The organism is Sunxiuqinia elliptica (genome assembly GCF_900113005.1).
GTDB lineage: Bacteria > Bacteroidota > Bacteroidia > Bacteroidales > Prolixibacteraceae > Sunxiuqinia > Sunxiuqinia elliptica.
Window position 1 is genome coordinate 467,530 of record NZ_FONW01000002.1, and the last position, 22,510, is coordinate 490,039.

The window sequence follows — 22,510 nt, forward strand, 5'->3', positions numbered from 1 at the left end:
AAAAGAGAAAAACGTTAAAAGTCGTAAACAGCACTAGGCGGGTTCTCAGGATTGATGTGTCCCATTTAGGGGAGTGCCACATTTCTTGCAGAAAACAGCGTCATTATCATGCTTGTCATGAAGACATTGAGAACAGACTTGCGTGTTGGTTTTGTCTGGAGTTCGTATCATCTCGGCAGTCACAATGCCGGTTGGTACTGCAATAATGGCATACCCGGCAATCATCACTACGCTGGCTAGTAATTGCCCCAAAGGAGTTTGTGGCGAAATATCACCGTAGCCAACTGTGGTCATGGTAACAATTGCCCAATAGATACTTGATGGAATACTTACAAAACTATTCTCTGGGCCTTCAATCAGGTACATAAGTGTCCCGACAATAATGACCAGATTAATAATGAAGAAAAGGAAGACGAAAATTTTCTCACGGCTGGCCCAAAGAGCACGTGATAAATTGTTCCCTGCAACCGTATAGCGGTTGAGTTTAAAGATTCGAAAAACACGTAACAGCCGAATGGCTCGAATAACTACTAAACTGTGGCTACCAACAAATACTAAACTCAGGTAAGTAGGTAAAACAGCAAGTAAATCAATGATTCCATAAAAGCTGAAGACGTATTTGAACGGACGTTTCACAATGAAAATCCGGAGTAGGTATTCAAGGGTGAAAACCAGCGTAATCACCCATTCCAGAATTCTTAAAAGTCCACGATATTCGGCATTAATTGAGGGAACGCTTTCCAGCAAAACCAGCAAAATGCTAATTAGAATGGTGATGAGTAGAATCACGTCAAACGCTTTGCCTTTGGGGGTGTCTGCTTCAAAAATGATCTCGTAAAGCTCTTGTTTAAGTCTCATTTGCCTGGGGTTGAAATGAAACTTAAAATTAGCAAAAACAATTGAGAAGAAGGGAAGAATGTCCTTTTACCAAAAGGTAGAAGTGGAGTCAGCTCAAGTTTTGTGAATACTCATTCTATGGGGATGAGGGCGTTATTGGGTTCGTTTTCAGCGAGAAGACTGGCTTGAATACTTGCAATTTAACAAGAGTCCTTGTAAATTTATGTTTTGTTCATAACTTCCCTTAATTCTTGCCCTATGATGATTAAAACTTTTGCGGCAGCGGTACATGGAATAGATGCGATAACAATTACGGTTGAGACAGACGTTAGCCAGGGAATTAAATTTTTTTTAGTGGGATTGCCCGACAGTGCTGTTAAAGAAAGTCAGCAGCGTATTGAGTCTGCTTTACGGCTGAATGATTTTAAATGGCCTCGTAAAAAAATCGTGATCAATATGGCGCCAGCTGATATTCGAAAGGAGGGTTCTGCTTATGATTTGCCTTTGGCCATTGCCGTTCTCGCGGCTTCAGAGCAGTTGGTCTCGGAGAAGCTTGAACGTTACCTGTTGATGGGAGAACTGTCATTGGACGGAACGCTTCAACCCATAAAAGGAGCTTTACCCATTGCGATTAAAGCACGCGAAGAAGGTTTTGAAGGTTTTATCCTTCCTAAACAAAATGCCCGAGAGGCTGCGGTGGTGGATCAGCTGAAAGTGTATGGGGTAGAAAACCTGATGCAGGTTGTCGATTTTTTCAACAATGAAGGAGAACTGGACGAAACAGTTGTCAATACGCGGGAAGAATTTTATCAGAAACTTAATGATACCGATTTGAACTTCTCGGATGTAAAGGGGCAGGAGAATGTGAAGCGTGCGCTGGAGATATCTGCCGCAGGGGGGCACAATGTTATTATGATAGGCCCGCCAGGTGCAGGTAAAACAATGTTAGCCAAGCGGATTCCAACTATTTTGCCTCCTTTTACTTTGCATGAGGCTTTGGAAACGACCAAAATTCATTCGGTTGTAGGTAAGATCGATCGGGATACTTCGCTGATGACTGAACGCCCGTTTCGGAGTCCGCATCATACCATATCTGATGTGGCGTTGGTAGGGGGTGGAACCTATCCACAACCTGGCGAAATAAGTTTAGCTCATAATGGCGTGCTATTTTTAGATGAGTTGCCAGAGTTTAAACGGACTGTTTTAGAGGTAATGCGACAGCCTCTTGAAGATCGGAGGATAACCATTTCGAGGGCAAAGTTCTCAGTGGACTATCCAGCTAGCTTGATGTTGGTGGCTTCCATGAATCCGTGTCCATGCGGGTATTACAATCATCCGACGAAGGAGTGCGTTTGTGCTCCGGGAATGGTGCCGAAGTACCTCAATAAAATTTCTGGTCCATTGTTGGATCGGATTGATATTCATTTGGAAGTGGTGCCCGTTCCGTTTAAGAAACTATCCGAATTGGATGAGACGGAAAGTAGCGAAACAATTCGGGAACGGGTGATTCATGCCCGTGAGATTCAATCTGCGCGCTACCGGGAAGTGGAGGGCGTATTTTGTAATGCTCAAATGTCATCCCGGCAAATTCGCGACTATGTGGAGCTGGATGAAGCTAGTAACTCATTGCTGAAAAATGCGATGGAGAAATTGGGACTTTCGGCCCGTGCTTACGATCGTATTTTACGTGTGGCACGCACTATTGCCGATTTGGATAATTCAGAACCCGTTGATGCCCACCATATTTCAGAAGCTATTCAATACCGGAGTTTGGACCGGGAGAATTGGGGAAGCTAAGTAAAGCTTAAAAAATAACTTAGCTACTTTAAACGGTAGATTGTTAATGTTTGATTTTAGTGTTTTGTGTGATATTGGTCTAAACTGTTGTAATTAAGGGGACAATGAATGTCTGACAGTCTGAAATCTGAAAATAGAATGATCTATTGTTTTAAAATATTTGAGGTAATCCAGACAACAATTGCTGTTTATTATAGTTAATACTCTTATTTTAGTCATTGCTTTTTTAAAATCAAGCTATCAAATTATTTACGATGAAGAGTTATACTCGCCTTCCTTTTATTTTTTTCGTTTTAAGTTTTGTCGTTGCGGCTTGTGGCGATCAAAAGTCAAAGCCAAGTGCTGCTGTCGACAGTGGTTTTACGCAATTTGTAAGTAGTTACACCAGTGGTGTGATTTCTTGCCAGGCACCAATTCTGGTTGAGTTTAGCCAAGATCCCCTGCATCCGGGACAGCCGGGAGAGGAAGCACCTGCTGAGTTGATCAGCCTTTCGCCTAAAGTGAAAGGAAAGGTACAGTGGGTTGATGGAAATACCTTGGCTTTTATGCCTGGGGAAAAAATGAAATCGGACACTGATTATGAGGTGCATGTGGCTTTGGCAAAAGTGCTGGAGGTGCCTGCTGAATACAAAACCATGAAGTTTGTGGTAAAGACCATCAAGCAGTCTTTCAACCTAAATAATTTGGCCGTAAAGGCGTATGACAGTCAATCGCTGGAAATGCAGTATTTGTCGGGAGTTGTTTACACGGCTGACTGTGCCGATGACAAGCAAGTTGAATCGCTTGTGAAGGTGAGTAAAGACAATGGTCAACTAAGCTTGAACTGGATTCACAATGCAAATGGAAAAGAGCATACTTTTCGGGTAGATAGCTTGAAACGAACCGAGGAGACCCAGAAGATCCAGGTGGAATGGGATGGCCAAGCGATTGGCGATGAGAAAGAGGGGAGTGAAGAAGTCGAATTGCCAGCATTGGATGTTTTTAAGGTGGTCGATGTACGTGTTGTTCAGCAACCTGAACAGTACTTGTTGGTGCGCTTTTCCGATCCTTTGTTGCAAGGGCAAAACTTGACAGGTTTGGTGACGATCGATCAACTTGATGATTTGCGCTATCAATTGGATAACAATGAGCTAAAGGTGTATTTGCCATCGCGACTGGCAGGAGATCATGAGGTGTATATTTCCAGCGGAATTCGAAACGCACTCAACTTCAAACTGAAAGAGTCAACGACTTTGCAGGTGCGCTTCGAGGATCTAAAACCTGCCGTTCGCCTTGTGGGAAAAGGAGCGATTGTCCCTTCTTCCGGAGAATTGATTTTCCCTTTTGAAGCAGTTAATTTGCGATCGGTCGATTTGCGGATCATCAAGATTTTTACCAACAATATTCACCAATTTTTTCAGAGTAATAACTACGACCAGAGTTCGGATGTTAAACAGGTTGGACGCTTGGTTTATCAGGATAAAATTGATTTGGATGTGGCTTCTTTTGCTGAGTTGAAGCGATGGAATACCTACCGGGTTGACCTGACAAAACTGATTCAAGTGGAACCAGGTGCTATTTATCGTGTGCAGTTACGGTTTAATAAAGACTATTCGCTGTACGGACAAGAACAATTGCCGGATAAAAAGATGGTTTCGTCGGCAGAGAAACTTACTGCTGATCAGGATTTGAAGAATGAAATGGACGAATGGGATCGTCCGGGATGGTATTCCGACTATTATTACCCCGATGGTTTTCAGTGGCGTGAGCGTGAAAATCCAGATCATATTTCGTATTATAATTCGGACCGCTTTGTTGCCCGCAATTTGTTTGCGACGAATTTAGCCGTAATTGCTAAAGGAGGAACAAACCAGCGCATGCGTTTTGTGGTGACTAACTTGGTGACAGCGGAGCCAGAAGCTGGTGTGACGCTCAAGGTTTATAGCCTTCAAAAGCAATTGATGGAAACTGTTTCAACAACGGCTGATGGGATGGCGATGGTTGAGTTGAAGCATAAACCCTTTTTGCTGGTGGCTGAAAAGAATGGTCAGTTTGCTTACCTGCGTTTGGATGATGGCTCTTCCTTGTCGCTCAGTAATTTTGATGTAAGCGGGAGTGTTGTTCAAAAAGGAATTAAAGGGTATGTCTATGGCGAACGTGGCGTTTGGCGCCCGGGAGACAAGATTTTTCTGACCTTTCTTTTAGAGGATAAACAAAATAACTTACCGGATGATCATCCCGTGATCTTTGAGTTAATTAATCCCAAAGGACAGGTGGTGAGCCGCCAGGTTAAAAGCCAGGGGATGAATGGTTTTTATTGTTTCACAAGCGAGACCGATGCCGAAGCTCCAACAGGAAACTGGACAGCCATGTTGAAAGTTGGGGGACAGTCTTTCAGTAAGCGAATTAAAGTGGAAACGGTAAAACCCAATCGATTAAAAATTGACTTGAAGTTTGATGCTGACCCATTGTCAATTGATCAGGGGAATGCCGAAGGACAACTAAAAACAGCTTGGTTGCACGGAGGTATAGCGAAAAATCTGAAAGCCCAGGTTTCATTAAGCTTTTCCAAGTCAAAGACAACATTTAAAGACTTGTTTAACTATGTATTTGACGACCCGGCCAAAGACTTCTATGCGGAAGAAAAAGAGGTGTTTAATGGCAAGGTAGATGAAAAAGGGAATGCGGTTGTCAACTTCAAACTACCCAAAATAAGCTCGGCTCCAGGAATGCTGAATGGCCATTTTTCAACACGGGTTTATGAAGAAACCGGAGACTTCAGCATTGACGTGCAAACGGTACCTTATGCGCCATACGCTTCTTTTGTTGGGGTGAAACTGCCGGCATCCGAATCGAATTGGTATAAAACAGATACAAGCTATCCATTGGATTTGGTAACAGTGGATGGAAAAGGAAATAAGATTGACCGAAAAGGACTGGAAGTAACGGTTTATAAGGTCGATTGGCATTGGTGGTGGGACTCAGGCGAGGACAACCTGGCTCGGTATGTAAACAACTCCTACAATAAGCCAGTCATGCGGGCTAAAGTGGCTACGAAGAACGGATTGGCCAGTTTGCCATTGCAAATAAAATACACGGACTGGGAAGATAATGGCCGGTACCTGATTCATGTGAAAGACCCGGAAAGTGGACACAGTACCGGTCTTACTGCCTATTTCTCGAAATGGGGGTATTGGGCGGCTGATGGTATGCAGGGTGCAGCTACGATGTTGTCGTTTAAAACCGATAAAGATAACTACCAGGTTGGTGACAAAGTAACGGTTACAATTCCTTCGGGAAAACAAGGGAAAGCCTTGGTAAGCATTGAAAACGGTTCGGATGTACTGGATTTGTTTTGGGTGGAAACGAAGGAGAAAAATACGGTCTTCAGCTTCGAGGCAAAAGCTGAAATGGCACCCAATGTGTTTGTGCATGTTTCTTTAATACAACCGCATGCGCAAACCGAAAACGATGCTCCAATTCGTTTGTATGGTGTAATTCCGGTGTTGGTTGAAGATCCGGAAACGCATCTCACACCTCAGATTAAGATGAAGGATGAACTGGAGCCAGAAGAAGAATATGAGGTGAAAGTGTCTGAAAAAGATGGAAGGAAAATGACCTATACCTTGGCCGTTGTTGATGAAGGCTTGTTGGATCTGACTCGTTTTGATACGCCTGACCCGTGGCCATCGTTTTATGCTCGCGAAGCTCTGGGGGTGAGAACCTGGGATTTTTATGATGATGTGATTGGAGCATACGGTGCGCGTCTGGAACGGGCCTTTGCTGTTGGTGGTGATGAGAACCTGACGGCTTCGAAACGGAAAAAGGTGAACCGGTTTAAACCGGTGGTTTCATTCATTGGGCCTTTTTCGCTGGACAAAGGAAAAACCAATAAGCACAAGTTGAACATGCCAAACTACGTGGGGGCTGTTCGGGTGATGGTTGTTGCTGGCGATCAGGGAGCTTATGGAAATGCTGACAAATCGGTTAAAGTTTTAAAACCATTGATGTTGCTGGCAACCTTGCCGCGTGTGCTTGGTCCAGGCGAGGAAGTGATGCTTCCGGTGAATGTTTTTGCGATGAAGCCGGATGTTAAAAATGTTACCGTTAGCATTGAACCGAATGAGTTGCTAAGTCCTGTGGATGGAAAAACGCAGCAAGTGAAATTTTCAGAGGTGGGCGACCAGATTGCTGGATTTAAGCTGAAGGTGGCTGAGAAAACGGGTGTCGGAAAAGTCAGGATTACAGCTCAAAGTGGGAGTCACAAAGCTTCTTATGAAGTTGAACTTGAAGTACGTCCATCCAACCCTCGCATTGTAAATAATGAAGAAACCGTCATTCAATCTGGAGAAAAATGGGAAATGGCAGTGACAGCTCCGGGAATGGAAGGAACCAACTCGGCCCGTCTGGAGTTGTCAACAATTCCCCCGATTGACTTAAGTCGTCGCTTGAATTACCTAATTCGCTATCCACATGGTTGTATTGAGCAAATTACCTCGGGCGTATTTCCGCAGTTGTTGCTTAATCAACTTACTCAAGTGTCGGATGAGCAAAAACAAGAGATTGAAGTTAATATTAGGACAGCGCTGAATAAATATCCTCGCTTTTTAACTTCGGATGGTGGTTTTGCCTATTGGCCCGGAAGTCGTTACTCATCATCGTGGGGAACAAATTATGCGGGGCATTTTATGTTGAAAGCAGAAGAGGCCGGATACAGTTTGCCATTTGGCTTGAAAGAGAAGTGGTTGAACTACCAGAAAAATGCCGTGCGCAATTGGCAGCGTTCTGAACGGACCTATGAGCGATCAGAACTGGTTCAGGCTTATCGTTTATATACTTTGGCTTTAGCGCAGTCGCCTGATTTTGGTGCCATGAACCGCTTGCGTGAAGAGAAAGGCCTTGATGCAATTGCACAGTGGCGTTTGGCCGCTGCTTATGCGTTGGCTGGGCAACCTGAAGTTACTGAAAAAATGATTGCTAGCTTGAGTAAGCGTATTCAGCCCTTCCGCGAACTTTCCTACACTTTTGGATCAGATGTTCGGGATAAGGCGATGATCCTGGAAACTTTGGTATTGCTGAATAGGCAAAAAGAAGCTTTTCCTTTGGTGACCGAACTTTCTGAAGAGCTTTCGGCTGATTCCTGGATGAGCACACAAACAACCGCTTACTCCTTGTTGGCAATCGCTGAGTTTGCTGGAGGTAAGTTGGAAGATAATCCCCTAAAAGCAGGCGTTTCAATAAATGGCTCTTCCTCAAAAACGATTTCAACAAATGCTCCGGTTTGGCAGGGCGAAGTAGCCTTTAAAACTAATCAAACTGCAACGGTTGAAGTTGAAAATAAGACTGACAAGGTGATGTATGCCCGTGTGATGAGTGAAGGGATTCCGGTGACCGGAGATACGACATCGGCTCAGAATAACCTGTTTATGGAAGTGGCTTACACTGATATGCAAGGGCAAAAGGTAAATCAGGAAAAATTGACGCAAGGGACGGATTTCGTCGCAGTAATTCGTCTTCAAAACCCCGGGCAACGTGGTGCTTATAAAGAAATGGCTTTGACAACGATTTTTCCATCCGGTTGGGAGATTATCAATCATCGGTTAAATGATATTAATAGTCCGTTAAAGAGTGATGCTTCAAATTATCAGGATATTCGGGATGATCGGGTGTTGACTTATTTTGATCTGAAAGCGAATGAGAAAAAGACCTTCCGGATTCTTCTGAATGCGTCGTATGAAGGAAAGTTCTATTTGCCATCTGTTCAGTGCGAGGCGATGTATGATAATCGAATCAATGCGCGCCAGCCAGGCCGCTGGGTGGAAGTAGTGAAGTAGGTGTTCGTGTGGAATTAAAAGCAGGTTTCTGGATTTTGAAAAAGAAAAATAAGCTCCAGAGAAGCTATAAGGTATTCAACCGCAGAGGGCGCAGAGAAATTATGAATAACTAAAAAAATCTCTGTGAACTCTGTGGTTGATTTAAAGAAGGAAACTTGGACCGAAAAGGAGTTATTATTGTACCATAGAGTATAGAGAGCAAATGGATGAAGAAAATAAAATAACTGCAGAGATTATAAATTGTGCAATCAAAGTACATGCTTCTCTTGGTCCTGGATTACTTGAGTCTGCCTATCAGCAATGTCTGTTCTATGAATTGAAAAAATCCGGGTTAGATGTTGAAAAGGAAAAGCCACTTCCTGTCACATATAAAGAAGTAAAATTAGACTGCGGTTATCGTTTGGATTTAGTCGTTGAAAAGAAAGTGATTGTAGAATTAAAATCAGTTGAAACAATTTCAAACATACATTTAGCTCAGATGATTACTTATCTAAAACTGTCAAAATGCAAGCTAGGACTTCTCATTAACTTTAATGTAAATCAGCTTGTCAAAGGAGTTAAGCGAGTTATAAATGACAGATGATCCCTGTTAATCAGATAGAAGCAGAGCAATGATTCTAAAGTTTACCACAGAGAACGCAGAGCGATAAAATTAGGAGTAAAGAAATATCTCTGTGAACTCTGTGTTTAAATAAAAACGGAAGATTTAAATGATGGTAAGTGCTATGATAATAGATGGTTATAGAGTGAATGACTGAAGGGGTTCTAAAAGATAGAAAGTGGTAATATAAGATTCCGCACAGAGAACACAGAGTAATAAAATTGGGAGTAAAAATATCTCTGTGGTTAAATAAAAACTGAAGATATACAAAGAGGAATGAGTGCTATTGATCGACAGGGAGCATAGAATAAATGAAGAAAGAGAAAAAACATATACTGTCTTTGCGTCTTTGTGTGAGCTGTTTAAAAAATAACAAGAAGTCTTTTGTTGTGCTACTTCTTTTGTTTTTGCTGTCCCTCGTTTGGTGGTTTAGCTTGCCGTCGCCGTTGTTTTCTGATCCTACCTCCACGGTCATTGAAAGTCGTACAGGGGAGCTTTTGGGCGCACATATCGCCAAAGATGGCCAATGGCGTTTCCCGGAGGTTAAGGCGGTACCGGAGAAGTATAAAACCTGTTTGTTAACCTTTGAAGATCGTTATTTTTACTACCATCCCGGGTTTAATCCGGTTTCGCTGGGACGGGCACTGATCCAAAATATTCGGAATGGGCGAGTGGTTAGCGGAGGAAGTACGATAACCATGCAGCTGATTCGCCTATCGCGGAAGGGGAAAGCCCGAACGATGAGTCAAAAGCTGATTGAGTTATCGTTAGCCATACGGGCAGAACTCTCTTATTCCAAAGAGGAGTTGCTTCGGTTGTATGCATCCAATGCGCCATTTGGCGGAAATGTGGTTGGCCTTGATGCTGCTGCCTGGCGCTATTTTGGAAGAAATGCGGCAGACCTTTCATGGGGGGAATCCGCAATGCTAGCCGTCTTGCCCAATGCCCCTTCATTGATCTATCCGGGAAAGAAAAACAACTTGCTGCTACAAAAGCGGAATCGCTTGCTCGACTTGCTTTACGAAAACGGGAAACTGGATGAAACGACATTGGAATTAGCCAAGTTGGAGCCTTTGCCCGAGAAAGTATATGCTTTGCCTCAAGTGGCTCCCCATTTGATGAATCGTACTTTAGCTGAGCACAATGGCGAGCGGGTGATCACCACAATTGATGCTGACTTGCAGCAGCATGTAAACGATTTGGTGCGGCAGCATTTGGTAAAACTCCGTGCCAATGAGATTCACAATGCAGCTGTGTTGGTGTTGAATGCCGCCTCAGGAGAAGCGCTGGCCTATGTTGGTAACTCCCCGGATGTGGCTGAAGGACAACATGGAGAGCAAGTGGACATTATTGGGGCTCCCCGGAGTTCCGGAAGTATTTTAAAACCGTTTCTTTATGCCGCCATGCAGGATGACGGGCGGATATTGCCCCATACGTTGGTGGCGGATGTGCCAACCCAGATTGGTGGCTTTAGTCCTCAAAATTTTAATTTAAGCTACGAAGGCGCTGTCCCGGCATCCAAAGCTTTGTCCAAGTCTCTCAATATTCCGGTTGTTCGAATGTTGCGTGACTATGGTGTTGAACGCTTTTATTCGCTTCTGAAGGATTTACACTTTTCAACCTTGAACCGCCCTGCGGATCATTATGGGTTGTCTCTTATTTTGGGAGGTGCAGAAGTTAATCTGTGGGATTTGGCGGGTGCTTATTCATCGATGGCCCGTTTACTGATTCATTACGAAGAAAATGATGGTCGAAGTTTTAAAGATGACTTTCGGCAACCAAGTTATTTGCCAGCAGTTTATTCAGACGAGGAAGCATTGAAAAAGCCTATTTCTGCGGGTGCGTCGTGGTTAACCATGGAGGCGCTCATGCAGGTCAATCGGCCGGATGAAGAATCGGGTTGGGAGTCGTTTTCTTCGTCGCGGGAAGTTGCATGGAAAACCGGAACCAGCTTTGGCTTTCGTGATGGTTGGGCGGTAGGGCTCGATCGGAATTTTGTGGTTGCGGTTTGGTGTGGGAATGCCGATGGCGAAGGTCGTCCAGGACTGACCGGTACTTCAGCTGCTGCTCCCCTGATGTTTGACGTGTTTAATTTATTGCCGGCTGGGAAATGGTTCACTCAACCTGTTGATGAAATGGAGCAAATTCCGGTTTGTGCGACCAGTGGTCATCGTGTTGGACCGTATTGTGAGCAAACGGATTCGGTTTTGATTATGCGAAAGGGATTAACGACTTCTGCCTGTCCCTATCATCGTTTGGTTCATCTCGATCCAACAGGGCAGTTTCAGGTAACGGGTAAGTGCCTGTCGGTGGATGAGATGAAGCATCAATCCTGGTTTGTTTTGCCTCCGGCCATGGAATGGTATTACAAACAACGCAATCCGTTTTATCGGTCGTTACCTCCATTTATGCCGGGCTGCTCCAATGAGGTTCAGGCGGTGATGGAAATGATTTATCCGCGGGAGAATAACCAGGTGTTTGTGCCTGTGCAGTTGGATGGAACTCCCGGGCAAGTTATTTTAGAGGCAGCACATGCCTCTTCAAAGGCCATTGTATATTGGCATCTCGATGAGCAGTACTTGGGGCAAACCTCGGGCCTTCATCAGATGCCGGTTCGTCCGCAACCCGGTGTTCATCGGGTGACCTTAATTGACGACCAGGGAAATGTGTTTCAATTGCGCTTGCAGGTTGCTGCGAAGGAGTAGGTTTGAGGCTGCTTGATCAATAGATTGAATACCCAGACATGAGTGTCGATAACTGCTTGGGTTTGTAGTAAATCTTTCGTTTGTACTTTTTGTATTTCTCCGACACCCGATCATCCTTCAATACATATTCTGAAAACTCCTTGACTTGATGTCCAAGTCCATGTGCAATTGTTATTTCATCTACTTTGCGCTCCAGCTTTTTCCGAAACGGATGAAAAAGGTAGCCTATTCCTGTCAGGATAATACCTCCGGCAGTTTTTTCTTTGTAATCAACAATGTGGGCTAACTCATGGCCAATAATTCCAACTTGAGCGTTGAAAGGAACATCGCTCAGGAGCAATCCTTTTTCATTTTTAACATTGTTGTCAATGAAAATTCGGTAAGTCCGTTTGGCTTTTTTTTGAAACAGAAAGCCCAAAGCTGGTCGTGATGCCATCGTTGTTTTGATGTCTTTGCGGACAAACTCAATTCGAGTACCTTTTAGTTCCGGGAAATAACTCATTGCGATCATCGCTTCTTTTTGGTAGCTTTCGTCAAGTTTTTTGTGTTCGTATTCTTTGCTGAATAGTTCTTGGCGGCGAATATTGACCGAATCACGAAAGAAGCGGGGCACTGGATCCGGAAGAAAAGCCAGGCAGTGTAGGCTAAACAAGCTGAAAATGATGATCAAGGAGTACTTCATGGGATGCGAAACTAATGAATAAGAAGTGGGATTCCAAGTTTTTAGCAGGAGGCTGAATTGGTAAGGAAACAGCCTTTTGAGCATTAGCTAATTAAAACGAGAATAAATAGCTATGTGTTTGTTAGTTTATAGTAAATAACATGAAGGCTTTTTTAATTTTGCATGAAAAATGAGTTCCTCCAAAACATTTTAGCATTTGCGAGGTTTAACTGTTTAATTGATAAAGAAAATAATATGGTAGACAAATTATCTGATCCTATCGGCCGATTGATGGGATTACGTTATAAGTCGCATCCTTGGCATGGAATCTATATCGGGAAAGATGCTCCTGAAAAAGTAACCGCATTTATTGAAGTTGTACCAACTGATACGGTGAAGTATGAAATTGATAAAGACAGTGGATACTTAAGGTTGGATCGCCCTCAAAAATATTCCAATGTTATTCCTGCTCTTTATGGTTTTATTCCGCAAACTTTTTGTGGCGATGAAGTTGGCGAATTTTGCATGCAAAAAACAGGAAAAGAAGGAATTAAAGGAGATGGTGATCCAATTGATATTTGTGTCTTGACTGAAAAGGACATTACACATGGCGACATTTTGGTTCATGCACGTCCTATTGGTGGTTTTCGGATGATCGATGGAAATGAAGCCGATGACAAAATTATTGCAGTATTAAGCAATGATGTTGTTTACGACACTTACAAAGATATTACTGATCTTCCGTCGATTGTAATTGAGCGGTTGAAGCACTATTTTTTGACATACAAAGATATGCCAGGTCGAAATAAAGATACCGAAATTACCCATACCTACGGGGTGGATGAGGCAATTGAGGTAATCAAACATTCTGTTAGTGATTATCAAAAGCGATTTGACAACTTGGGAAAACTAATGTATTAGCAAAACCAAAAAGTCCGGTTTTAACCGGACTTTTTGGTTTTATAGTAGTTACTTTCTTACCAGGTTAATGTAGGAATAGTCAAAGCCATTTTTATCATCGTGAAAGTCTTCTCGACTTTCTTGTTCCCAATTGTTGTAGTCAATTTCCGGGAAATAAACATCCGCTTCAAAATCCTGATGGACGACCGTCAAATAAAGTTTGTTGGCCATTGGGTAAAACTGCTTGTAAATCATACCACCGCCAATGATGAATGCTTCTTTTTCATCTTTAACTTTTTCGATCGCAGCTTCTAGTGACGAAACAACTTCACATCCTTCAAAATGATCATCAGCCTGGTCGCTGATAACAATATGGCGACGATTGGGTAAAGGCCATTTGGGAAGCGAAAGCAAAGTGTTACGTCCCATAATAATGGTGTGTCCCGAGGTGATATCCTTAAAGTGCTTTAAATCGTTGGGTAGATGAAATAGCAGGTCATTGTTCTTTCCAATCGCGAAGTTTTGAGCAATGGCAACAATGATTGAAATATTTTTATGTGTCATAAACTTGCGTGTTTTATACGGCAACTTTTCCCGGAATATGGGGATGGGCTTCGTAGTTTTGTAATTCAAAGTCTTCGTATTTAAAGTCGAAAATCGAACTTACTTCAGGATTGATTTTCATTTGCGGGAGTTTTTTGGGCTCCCTTGTTAGCTGAAGTTTTACTTGCTCCAAGTGGTTTTGGTAGATGTGTACATCGCCACCAGTCCAAACAAATTCACCGGGATTGAGTCCGGTAACCTGTGCCATCATCATCGTTAGCAGTGCGTACGATGCGATGTTGAAAGGAACTCCCAGGAAAACATCGCAACTGCGTTGGTATAACTGACAGCTCAATTTCCCATCAGCTACATAAAACTGAAAAAGCAAATGGCAAGGAGGAAGGTTCATTTTATCCAACTCGCCAACATTCCAGGCGCTAACAATCAGTCTTCGTGAATCTGGATTGGTTTTGATGGCATGAACGACTTCTGAAATTTGATCGATTTGTTTTCCTTCAGGCGTTGGCCAGGAGCGCCACTGATAGCCATAAATATGACCTAAATCGCCATCTTTGTTGGCCCATTCATTCCAAATACGGACTCCCTTTTCCTTGAGGGTGTTATTGTTGGTATCTCCAGCTAAAAACCAAAGTAATTCATGAATAATGGATTTTAGGTGAAGTTTTTTGGTGGTTAAAACAGGAAAACCATCTTCTAAATTAAAGCGCATTTGGTGGCCAAACACACTCACCGTTCCGGTACCTGTTCGATCGTCTTTTTTTACTCCGTGAGTGGTGACATGATTCAGTAAATCAAGGTATTGCTTCATGATAAATATTCGAGCGAAATTAATTCAATGTGAAATTTTAATGGGGCAAGTTAAGCTTTTTGATTGAATAGGGAAAACGATTTTTTTTAACAAGCTGAGTCATATTTCATAAAAAGAGCGCAAGCCAGCTGGCTCACGCTCTTTCGCAAAATGACCGGTACGGTATCATTCAAATACTTCCTGTTCGGCTACAAAACCTTCAGAAATTACGGTCATTCGTATGTTTTGTTTGTTAACAACTTGTCCTTCCAATAAAATTGCAGGAACTAGTCGGTGTCCATTGTTGACCGTGAAGCTCATGTTGTCACTAGGATCTTTGCCTTTAGCCATTTTGACCGAAGCAATCGCAGCATTGAAGGCTAATGATTCCAATGGTTTGTAAATCGTAATGGTCTGATTACCAAAAACAATATTCCGAATGGCATTGATGTCAGCATCTTGTCCGGCGACCAATACTTTACCTTCCAGATTGTGTTCGTGAAGCGCTTCGATCGCTCCGCTGGCCAAGGCATCGTTAGCGGCAATAATAGCATCAAGCTTGATGCTGTCTTGCAGTAGTTTTTTGGTTACGTCATAACCTTCCTCAGGAACCCACTCTTTAACAAAAGTGTTTGATACAATGTTAATGTCTCCTTTGTCAATCAGTGGTTGTAGTACATTCATCCATCCCAGATAAAGTTGAATGGAGTTGTTGTCTTTAGTTGGGCCGCCAATGAGAGCATAATTCCCTTCGGGTTGTGCTTTGGTAATAAAATTGGCTTGCTTTTCACCAATTTGAATGTTGTCCGTTGAAATGTAGAAATCCAGATCACAATCCCAGATTAAGCGGTCGTAGGCTAGTACTGGGATGCGTGTTTTTTTAGCTGTCTTGACGATTCCCGCCGCAACGGTTTTATCAACCGGGATAATAACGAGAACGTCAATTCCTTCATTGATTAAGTCAAGTGCCTGCTGAAACTGAACAGAAGCATCGGAATCCGCTACTTTTACAATAACAGAACCTCCCAGGTCATTCACTTTTTCAACAAACAGGTCTCTGTCCTTTGCCCATCTTTCGCGCTCTGTTGTGTCCATCAAAAGTCCTATGACAGGATTGGTGTTGCAACCGGAAAAAAGAAAGATCAACAAGAAAAATCCGAAAATTACGTTGATGTGTTTCATAACGGAAAGTTTTTGAATGATTTATATCTATTCAATCATACGTCAACAATCCATTGAACGTTAGGTATTTAAAAGCATGGCATTTGTTGTAACCTTTGAATGCTTTTTCAGCTTTCCCCTTTCAGTTAATAAAATTAAGTTTATTAAGTGTTGTAAATAAGCTGATTAGCTATCTGTTGGCTGCTTTTGCTTTTAGCCTAAAATCATGCCGATAATGGTGGCAGACATGAGTGATGCCAGTGTTCCGGCAATTAAGGCAGGCATTCCATAGCGCGACAGCAACACCCGTTTATTGGGAGCTAAAGCACCAATTCCTCCAATTTGAATCCCAATGGAAGCAAAATTGGCAAAGCCACATAAGATGTAGGTGGCCATGATAATCGATTTTTGCTCGACAAAGGCCCCAGCTGATTTAAGTTCTGAAAGACTGATATAGCCAATAAACTCTGTTAGAATGAGCTTTTCTCCAAGTAGCCGGCCAACCAGCAAGATATCTTGCGGGTTAACACCAATCAACCACATAATGGGCGCGAAAATATAACCGAGCAGAAATTGCAGTGAAAGTTCGGAGAAACGGCCTCCGGTTCCTTGTGCTATGATTTCATTTAAACCAGTCCAGTCACCAACTTTTCCAAAGATAAAGTTGAACATGGCGATCAAAGCCAAAAAAGCCAACAGCATAGCTCCTACATTAACTGCCAGCCGCAAGCCTTCTGATGTTCCATTGGTGATAGCATCCAAAACATTGCTTCCAATGCGGTCTTTACTAACTTCAATATCTTTGTTGACTTTATCGGGATTGGGCACAATAATTTTAGAAAAGATAACCGCTCCGGGAGCTGCCATGACAGAAGCTGTTAATAAGTGTTTGGCAAATTCGAGGCGTAAAACAGGATCATTCCCTCCAAGCATCCCGATGTAAGCAGCCAATACGGCTCCAGCCAATGTGGCCATTCCTCCGGTCATGACCAACATGATTTCGGAGTTGTTCATTTTGGGCAAATAGGCTTTAATCATCAATGGTGATTCGGTTTGTCCCAAGAAAATATTTCCGGCCACGGAAAGTGCTTCAGCTCCTGATAACTTCATCAGTTTCGTGAAAACCCAGGCAAGTGCCCAAACGACACGCTGAATGATGCCCCAGTAAAAAAGCAAGCTGGTTAAGGCTGAAAAGAATATGATGGTGGGCAGAATCTGAAAAGCGAAGATCATTCCAAACTGGCTGAAATCAACTAAGTTGCCAAATAGAAATTCGCTGCCTACCTTGGTGAAGTCGAGTACTTTTACAAACACTTTCCCAAAGAATTCAAAGCCCGTTCGAACAAAGGGAACATATAGAACCCCCAGCGCCAATACAATCTGGAAAATCAGCCCAACACCGACTGTTTTCCAAGGAATATTTTTTCGGTCTTTGGAAAGGAGAGTTCCCAGTCCCACCAAAACCAACATTCCGAGCAGTCCTCTTAAGATGGTCGAAAATTGGAAAGAGCGTTCTTTTGAATGATCAATTAAAATATTGGATGTTGCACCAGACTGATCCTGTGCAACGGCAACACTTTCCTGAGGAGATGTTTGACTGTTTGAGTAGGAGGTGACAGGAAATGCAGCAAGCATGCAGATAACTGCAAGCAGCAGGATAAGCAGTCTTTTCATAGTCCGGGTCTTAGTTATTTTTTTCGGCGGTTCAGTTCATCCCTGATTTTTGAGGCTCGTTCGTAGTCTTCATTGTTAATTGCCTCATTGATCATCTCGTTAAGCTCGTTTTCAGTATAATTTTCAAACTCGCTTTGTGATCCTTGTTTGTTCGACTCTCCTTCAAAATCAACAGGGCTTTCTCCTTCTGAGTCCATGACAATTCCTGCCTTTTCCAAAATGGATTCGTTGGTGTAAATCGGGCATTTGAAGCGAAGTGCCAATGCAACGGCATCCGAGGTGCGCGAGTCAATCCGTACTTCATCATCTCCCAAGGCACAGACCAATTCCGAATAGAAAATACCTTCTTCCAGTTTGTAAATAATTACTTCCGACACGTTAATGTCAAAAGCGAAGGCCATGTTCTTAAATAGGTCATGTGTTAGTGGGCGGGGAGGTTTTAATCCTTCAAGTTGAATGGCGATGGCTTGAGCCTCGACAGGCCCGATAATGATTGGAATACGTCGGTCACCATTTTCCTCAGCTAGTACCAATGCGTAAGCTCCCGATTGCGTTTGACTGACAGAGAGTCCAAGAATGTTCAATTTTTTTTTCTGCATAAAACGAGTACATCAGACATGTATGCAAGCAAATATAACAATACTTTTAAGTGTTTCATTAAAAATAAAAGGTGTTTCTTAAAACAGATGCCGACTTCTTTGTTGTGCGAATTGGGCTAAGGCAATTATATTCAGTTAAAAAACACCTTCAATTCTTTGCTGATGACTAAAAAATATCTACTTTTGCAGTCCAAAGTTTTCGAGTAGGCTCTAAAAAGTGGATAATCAGTGATTTCCCGCCTGCCGGAGGAAATTATAAAAGTATAGAGAATGTACGCTATTGTAGAAATTGCAGGACAGCAATTCAAAGTAGAGAAAGACAAAAAGATTTTTGTCCACCGTCTTCAAGAAGAAGAAGGTGCAAATGTTGAGTTTGACAACGTTCTTTTGGTAGAAGATGAGTCTGGCGTGAAAGTTGGAACTCCAAAAGTTGACGGAGCTAAAGTCAGTGCTAAAGTTGTAGAACACTTGAAAGGTGACAAAGTAATTGTTTTCAAAAAGAAAAGAAGAAAAGGTTACAAGAAGAAGAACGGTCACCGTCAGTACATGACTCAAATTCAGATTGAAGAAATTATTGGATAACCCTAAAAACATTAGACCATGGCTCATAAGAAAGGTGTCGGTAGTTCGAAAAACGGACGCGAATCGGAAAGTAAACGACTTGGTGTAAAAATTTACGGCGGTCAAGTTTGCAAGGCTGGTAACATTATCGTTCGCCAGCGTGGAACTTCTCATCATCCTGGAAGTAATGTTGGTATGGGAAAAGATCATACATTATTTGCCTTGATTGATGGCACTGTTGTTTTCAAAAAGAAAAGAGACAACAAATCGTATATTTCTGTTGAACCTGTTACTTCAGCAAACTAGGCGATTTTAAAAATATGCAGTTAAGAATCTCCTGTCTTTGCTAAGGCAGGAGATTTTTATTTTATAACTTTGCCCGACAAAATTTTAAACCCGTTCAGAAAATGCTTAACCTAAGATTTATCCAAGATAACCCAGAGCTGGTTATAGAAAAGCTTAAAAAGAAGAATTTTGACGCTTCTGCTATTGTAAAGGAAATCATTAACCTGTATCAAAAAAAGAATGAAATTCAGGTTAAAGCCGATCAGTTTAAATCCGAAATGAATAAGTTGTCGAAAGAAATCGGCCAGTTATTTCGTGAAGGGAAGCAAGAAGAAGCCAGTCAGGCAAAATCGCGTACTTCGGAGCTAAAGGATAACATCAAGCAACTGGATGAGGAGTTTGCCAAAATTGATGACGAGGTTTTCCAACTGCAAGTGCAGTTACCCAATATTCCTGCTGACATCGTACCAGCAGGAAAAACACCTGAGGACAATGAAATTGTAAAGAATGCAGGGGAACAACCAGATTTAGGTGAAGCAAAATTACCACACTGGGAATTGGCTGAAAAATACGACTTGATTGATTTTGAATTGGGTGTAAAATTGACGGGCGCAGGTTTCCCGGTCTACAAGGGAAAAGGATCGCGCTTTCAACGGGCTTTAATCAATTTCTTTTTGGATGAAGCACAAAAAGCAGGTTATTTGGAAATTCAACCTCCTTTGGTGGTGAATGAAGACAGTGGGTTTGGAACGGGCCAGCTTCCAGATAAAGAAGGGCAGATGTATCATGTTACAGAAGACAACCTTTACCTGATTCCAACAGCTGAAGTGCCTGTAACCAACTTGTATCGGGATGTGATCCTGGAGGGCAAGCAATTGCCTGTGAAAAATACAGCCTACAGTGCGTGTTTCCGTCGCGAGGCAGGTTCATACGGGAAAGATGTTCGCGGATTGAACCGCTTGCATCAGTTTGACAAAGTAGAGGTGGTACAAGTTGCTCATCCTGAAAAGAGCTACGAGGTGCTGGATGAAATGGTGGCTCATGTAGAGAGTTTAGTTCAAAAGCTGGGATTGCCTTACCGTATCTTAAGACTTTGTGGTGGCGATATGAGCTTTACGGCAGCACTGACTTACGATTTTGAAGTTTTCTCTGCCGCTCAGGAAAAATGGTTGGAAGTTAGCTCGGTATCTAATTTCGAATCGTTCCAGGCAAATCGTTTGAAACTCCGGTTCCGCGATGAGGGGCAAAAGAAACCTCAAATTGCACATACCTTAAATGGGAGTGCTTTGGCTTTACCACGAATTGTCGCAGCTTTGCTTGAAAATAATCAAACACCCGAAGGTATTAAAGTGCCAGAAGTTTTGGTTCCTTACTGTGGCTTCGAGTGGATTCGTTAAGCATATTAATCAACCAATAATATAAATTTGAAGGCCGTTCCCTTAATTGAAGGAAATGGCCTTCATTGATTTAAATCTCTTCTTAAATGAAAGCTGGCAGGCTGAATGAAACGGTTGTTCCCTGTCCTTCTTCACTTTCAATCCAAATTGATCCGTGTTGTTTCTCAACAAGCTCTTGGCATAAAATTAAGCCTAAGCCGCTTCCCTTTTCGTCATTGGTGCCCGCAGTGGAATTTTGAGCGTCCAGCTGAAAAAGTTGCAGTAACTTGTTTGATGGTATTCCAATGCCCGAGTCTTTGATTGAAATGATCCAGTAAGTTCTATTATTGATTTGTTTTTGATGACTATTTACTGTTATTTTTCCTCCCTGTTTGGTGAACTTTAGCGCATTCGAAACTAAGTTTCTTAAGATGGTGTGCGTTGCCCGTTGGTCACACAAAGCAAAGGTTTGCTGGGAGATTTGATTGCTAATTGATATGGACTTTTTTATGGAGCCGGGCTGCATGGCTTTCAAAGCTTCTTCTGCCAAATTGTAAATATTGTGTTTCTGAAGATTGAACTGAAGTTCATTCTTTTGAGAAAGGGACCATTCCAGTAAATTTTCCAAAAGGTTGTTGAGGTGCGATGAAGATTCATGAATTGCTTTGATCAGTTGTTTCTTGCTATCGTTGCTAATGGAATCATAGTCTGTGTGTAACAATTCTAAAATGCTTTGAAAACTGGCGAGAGGACTGCGTAGATCGTGAGCTATGATGGAGAAAAACTTGTCTTTCGTTGCGTTGAGTTGTTTTAGTTTTTCTGTCGACTGGCGAAGCTTTTCTTCGTCTTGTTTTTTTTCGGTTATGTCGTAGGCACTTAGAATGACTGTTCCTCCTTTTTTGTAGGATAGTCTTCCAGTAAACCAAAAATTTTTGTCATTAATAACAAGTGGATACTCTATGATTATCAATTTACGTGTTTGAATACACTGAGAAATTGCGCTTAAAAATTGTTGAGCAACTACAGTTTCTAAAACGTCCGTGACATTTTCTCCCAATAATTCATGCTCAGGCTTGATTAATAAGTCGGTATTGGTGGGGGCTATTTTGATGTAATTTCCATCTTGGTCAAACTCGACAATTAGGTTACGCATCGAATTAAAAATCGCTTTTAGCTCATTGGCATTGGTTCTGATTTGTTGTTGCGAACGGATAACCAGCCAAAATAGAAAGCTGATAATGATAGAGCTGATAATTAGGAGGATGCTTAAGGTTTTATCTTGATCTAAATAGCTATTCCAGCCGGTTTGTGGGCTTGCACCCAGAATCCATTCTCCGTCGGGAAGATCGACAGAGATTGTTACTGGATTTTGAGCAAAAACAGCTTCATCTCCCCAAAAGACATCACCTGCGTGTCCTTGCCCGTCTTGCCCTTTTAGGGCATAGTTAAAGCCATTTTCAGTGGTGTGGAACGAGGCTTCTTTCAACAACTCATCCTTGTAGATAACAATATCTGTCATGCCCCAAAAACTGCCGTTGCTTTCAGGTAGTTTGTTAAAAATGGGCGTATAACTGATGAAGGCAATTCCTCCTTCAACTAATTCAACAGGGCCTGCAACAAAGGTGCGCTGGGTTTTGATGGTTTGCTCAACAATCTCGCGTCGGGCGGGGTGTGCTAATAGATCAAGGCCAACGGCTTCCTCATGCCCTTCGTAGGGATAGATTGCACTAATAATGCAATTGGGAGCAATGGACATCGACGAAATAATGCTGTCTTGTTTGATTAATTCTTTGGCGAGTTGATCAAAGTCGGAGGTGCTTAGATCAGGATTAACAGAAACGTATGCAGCAAGCCCCTTTGTGTAGTAGATGCGGGAGGAAAGAGCTTTCTCCAATTTTGATTTTTTTCCGATCAAGATTTCCAGAAGGTTTGCTCTGATGTCTTTTTCCCATTGTCCTCTTTTATAGGAAATATAATAGAAGGAAATTGAAAGTAAACTGAGAAAAAATAAGCTTGCGACAAGAAATGGAAAATTTCTTCGCATAGGGTTTGTCAGGTCTTTGAACTTCATGAACTGGACATGTTGGTAATTATAAAGTTATCTCTTGAGATAACTCGAAATCGGCCAGTAAAGTTTAAAATAAGTTGTTATTTACGGGGAAAGAAAAGTATAGAGAAGGAGGGACTAG

General features: G+C 42.3%; 16 protein-coding genes. 8 read left to right on the forward strand and 8 right to left on the reverse strand.

Going from position 1 to position 22,510, the window contains the following annotated elements; genetic code table 11:
* Positions 1–45: 45 nt before the first annotated feature.
* Positions 46–858 (reverse strand): ion transporter, encoded by an 813-nt coding sequence (locus tag BM156_RS06645; protein WP_093919053.1) that lies wholly within the window; start codon positions 856–858, stop codon positions 46–48.
* Positions 859–1,095: 237 nt separating this feature from the next.
* On the opposite strand from BM156_RS06645, the gene BM156_RS06650 reads away from it, so the two are divergent.
* From BM156_RS06650 to pbpC, 4 genes are all read left to right on the forward strand, one after another.
* Positions 1,096–2,634: a YifB family Mg chelatase-like AAA ATPase gene (locus BM156_RS06650; RefSeq protein ID WP_093919054.1), complete on the forward strand. Its 1,539-nt coding sequence runs from the start codon at positions 1,096–1,098 to the stop codon at positions 2,632–2,634.
* 254 nt (positions 2,635–2,888) lie between these two features.
* Entirely contained in the window at positions 2,889–8,447 is a 5,559-nt protein-coding gene (locus tag BM156_RS06655; protein ID WP_093919055.1) for an alpha-2-macroglobulin family protein, read from the forward strand.
* 202 nt (positions 8,448–8,649) lie between these two features.
* Positions 8,650–9,030: a GxxExxY protein gene (locus BM156_RS06660; protein WP_093919056.1), complete on the forward strand. Its 381-nt coding sequence runs from the start codon at positions 8,650–8,652 to the stop codon at positions 9,028–9,030.
* Between the two features lie 407 nt (positions 9,031–9,437).
* Complete coding sequence (gene pbpC, locus BM156_RS06665) at positions 9,438–11,753, forward strand: penicillin-binding protein 1C (RefSeq protein WP_262987303.1); 2,316 nt, start codon at positions 9,438–9,440, stop codon at positions 11,751–11,753.
* Between the two features lie 16 nt (positions 11,754–11,769).
* Here the strand turns inward: pbpC and BM156_RS06670 are convergent, their stop codons facing one another.
* Positions 11,770–12,435: a hypothetical protein gene (locus BM156_RS06670; RefSeq protein WP_139218226.1), complete on the reverse strand. Its 666-nt coding sequence runs from the start codon at positions 12,433–12,435 to the stop codon at positions 11,770–11,772.
* A gap of 234 nt (positions 12,436–12,669) precedes the next feature.
* On the opposite strand from BM156_RS06670, the gene BM156_RS06675 reads away from it, so the two are divergent.
* A complete protein-coding gene (locus tag BM156_RS06675) occupies positions 12,670–13,335 on the forward strand; it encodes an inorganic pyrophosphatase (protein ID WP_093919421.1) in 666 nt (221 codons plus the stop codon).
* A gap of 48 nt (positions 13,336–13,383) precedes the next feature.
* Here the strand turns inward: BM156_RS06675 and BM156_RS06680 are convergent, their stop codons facing one another.
* The 5 genes from BM156_RS06680 to BM156_RS06700 all read right to left on the reverse strand — a co-directional run bounded on the left by BM156_RS06680 (position 13,384) and on the right by BM156_RS06700 (position 18,099).
* Positions 13,384–13,878 carry a dihydrofolate reductase gene (locus BM156_RS06680; RefSeq protein ID WP_093919059.1) on the reverse strand — a complete coding sequence of 165 codons (495 nt, stop codon included), beginning with the start codon at positions 13,876–13,878 and terminating at the stop codon, positions 13,384–13,386.
* A 13-nt stretch (positions 13,879–13,891) separates the two neighbouring features.
* Positions 13,892–14,686, reverse strand: a complete 795-nt coding sequence (locus tag BM156_RS06685; protein WP_093919060.1) for a thymidylate synthase — start codon at positions 14,684–14,686, stop codon at positions 13,892–13,894.
* Between the two features lie 165 nt (positions 14,687–14,851).
* Positions 14,852–15,847 (reverse strand): substrate-binding domain-containing protein, encoded by a 996-nt coding sequence (locus BM156_RS06690; protein WP_093919061.1) that lies wholly within the window; start codon positions 15,845–15,847, stop codon positions 14,852–14,854.
* Positions 15,848–16,039: 192 nt separating this feature from the next.
* Positions 16,040–17,500 carry a NupC/NupG family nucleoside CNT transporter gene (locus tag BM156_RS06695; protein WP_093919062.1) on the reverse strand — a complete coding sequence of 487 codons (1,461 nt, stop codon included), beginning with the start codon at positions 17,498–17,500 and terminating at the stop codon, positions 16,040–16,042.
* 14 nt (positions 17,501–17,514) lie between these two features.
* Positions 17,515–18,099: a bifunctional nuclease family protein gene (locus BM156_RS06700; protein WP_093919063.1), complete on the reverse strand. Its 585-nt coding sequence runs from the start codon at positions 18,097–18,099 to the stop codon at positions 17,515–17,517.
* A gap of 270 nt (positions 18,100–18,369) precedes the next feature.
* Here BM156_RS06700 and rplU point away from each other — a divergent pair, with 270 nt between their 5' ends.
* The 3 genes from rplU to serS all read left to right on the forward strand — a co-directional run bounded on the left by rplU (position 18,370) and on the right by serS (position 20,342).
* On the forward strand, positions 18,370–18,681 hold the full coding sequence (gene rplU, locus BM156_RS06705; protein ID WP_093919064.1) for a 50S ribosomal protein L21: 312 nt from the start codon (positions 18,370–18,372) through the stop codon (positions 18,679–18,681).
* An 18-nt stretch (positions 18,682–18,699) separates the two neighbouring features.
* The gene (gene rpmA, locus BM156_RS06710; protein ID WP_093919065.1) at positions 18,700–18,966 is read left to right on the forward strand and encodes a 50S ribosomal protein L27; all 267 of its coding nucleotides are present in this window, start codon (positions 18,700–18,702) and stop codon (positions 18,964–18,966) included.
* 101 nt (positions 18,967–19,067) lie between these two features.
* Entirely contained in the window at positions 19,068–20,342 is a 1,275-nt protein-coding gene (gene serS, locus BM156_RS06715) for a serine--tRNA ligase (protein ID WP_093919066.1), read from the forward strand.
* An 82-nt stretch (positions 20,343–20,424) separates the two neighbouring features.
* On the opposite strand, the gene BM156_RS06720 is transcribed toward serS, so the two are convergent.
* A complete protein-coding gene (locus tag BM156_RS06720) occupies positions 20,425–22,215 on the reverse strand; it encodes a sensor histidine kinase (RefSeq protein WP_170846882.1) in 1,791 nt (596 codons plus the stop codon).
* Between the last annotated feature and the right edge of the window lie 295 nt (positions 22,216–22,510).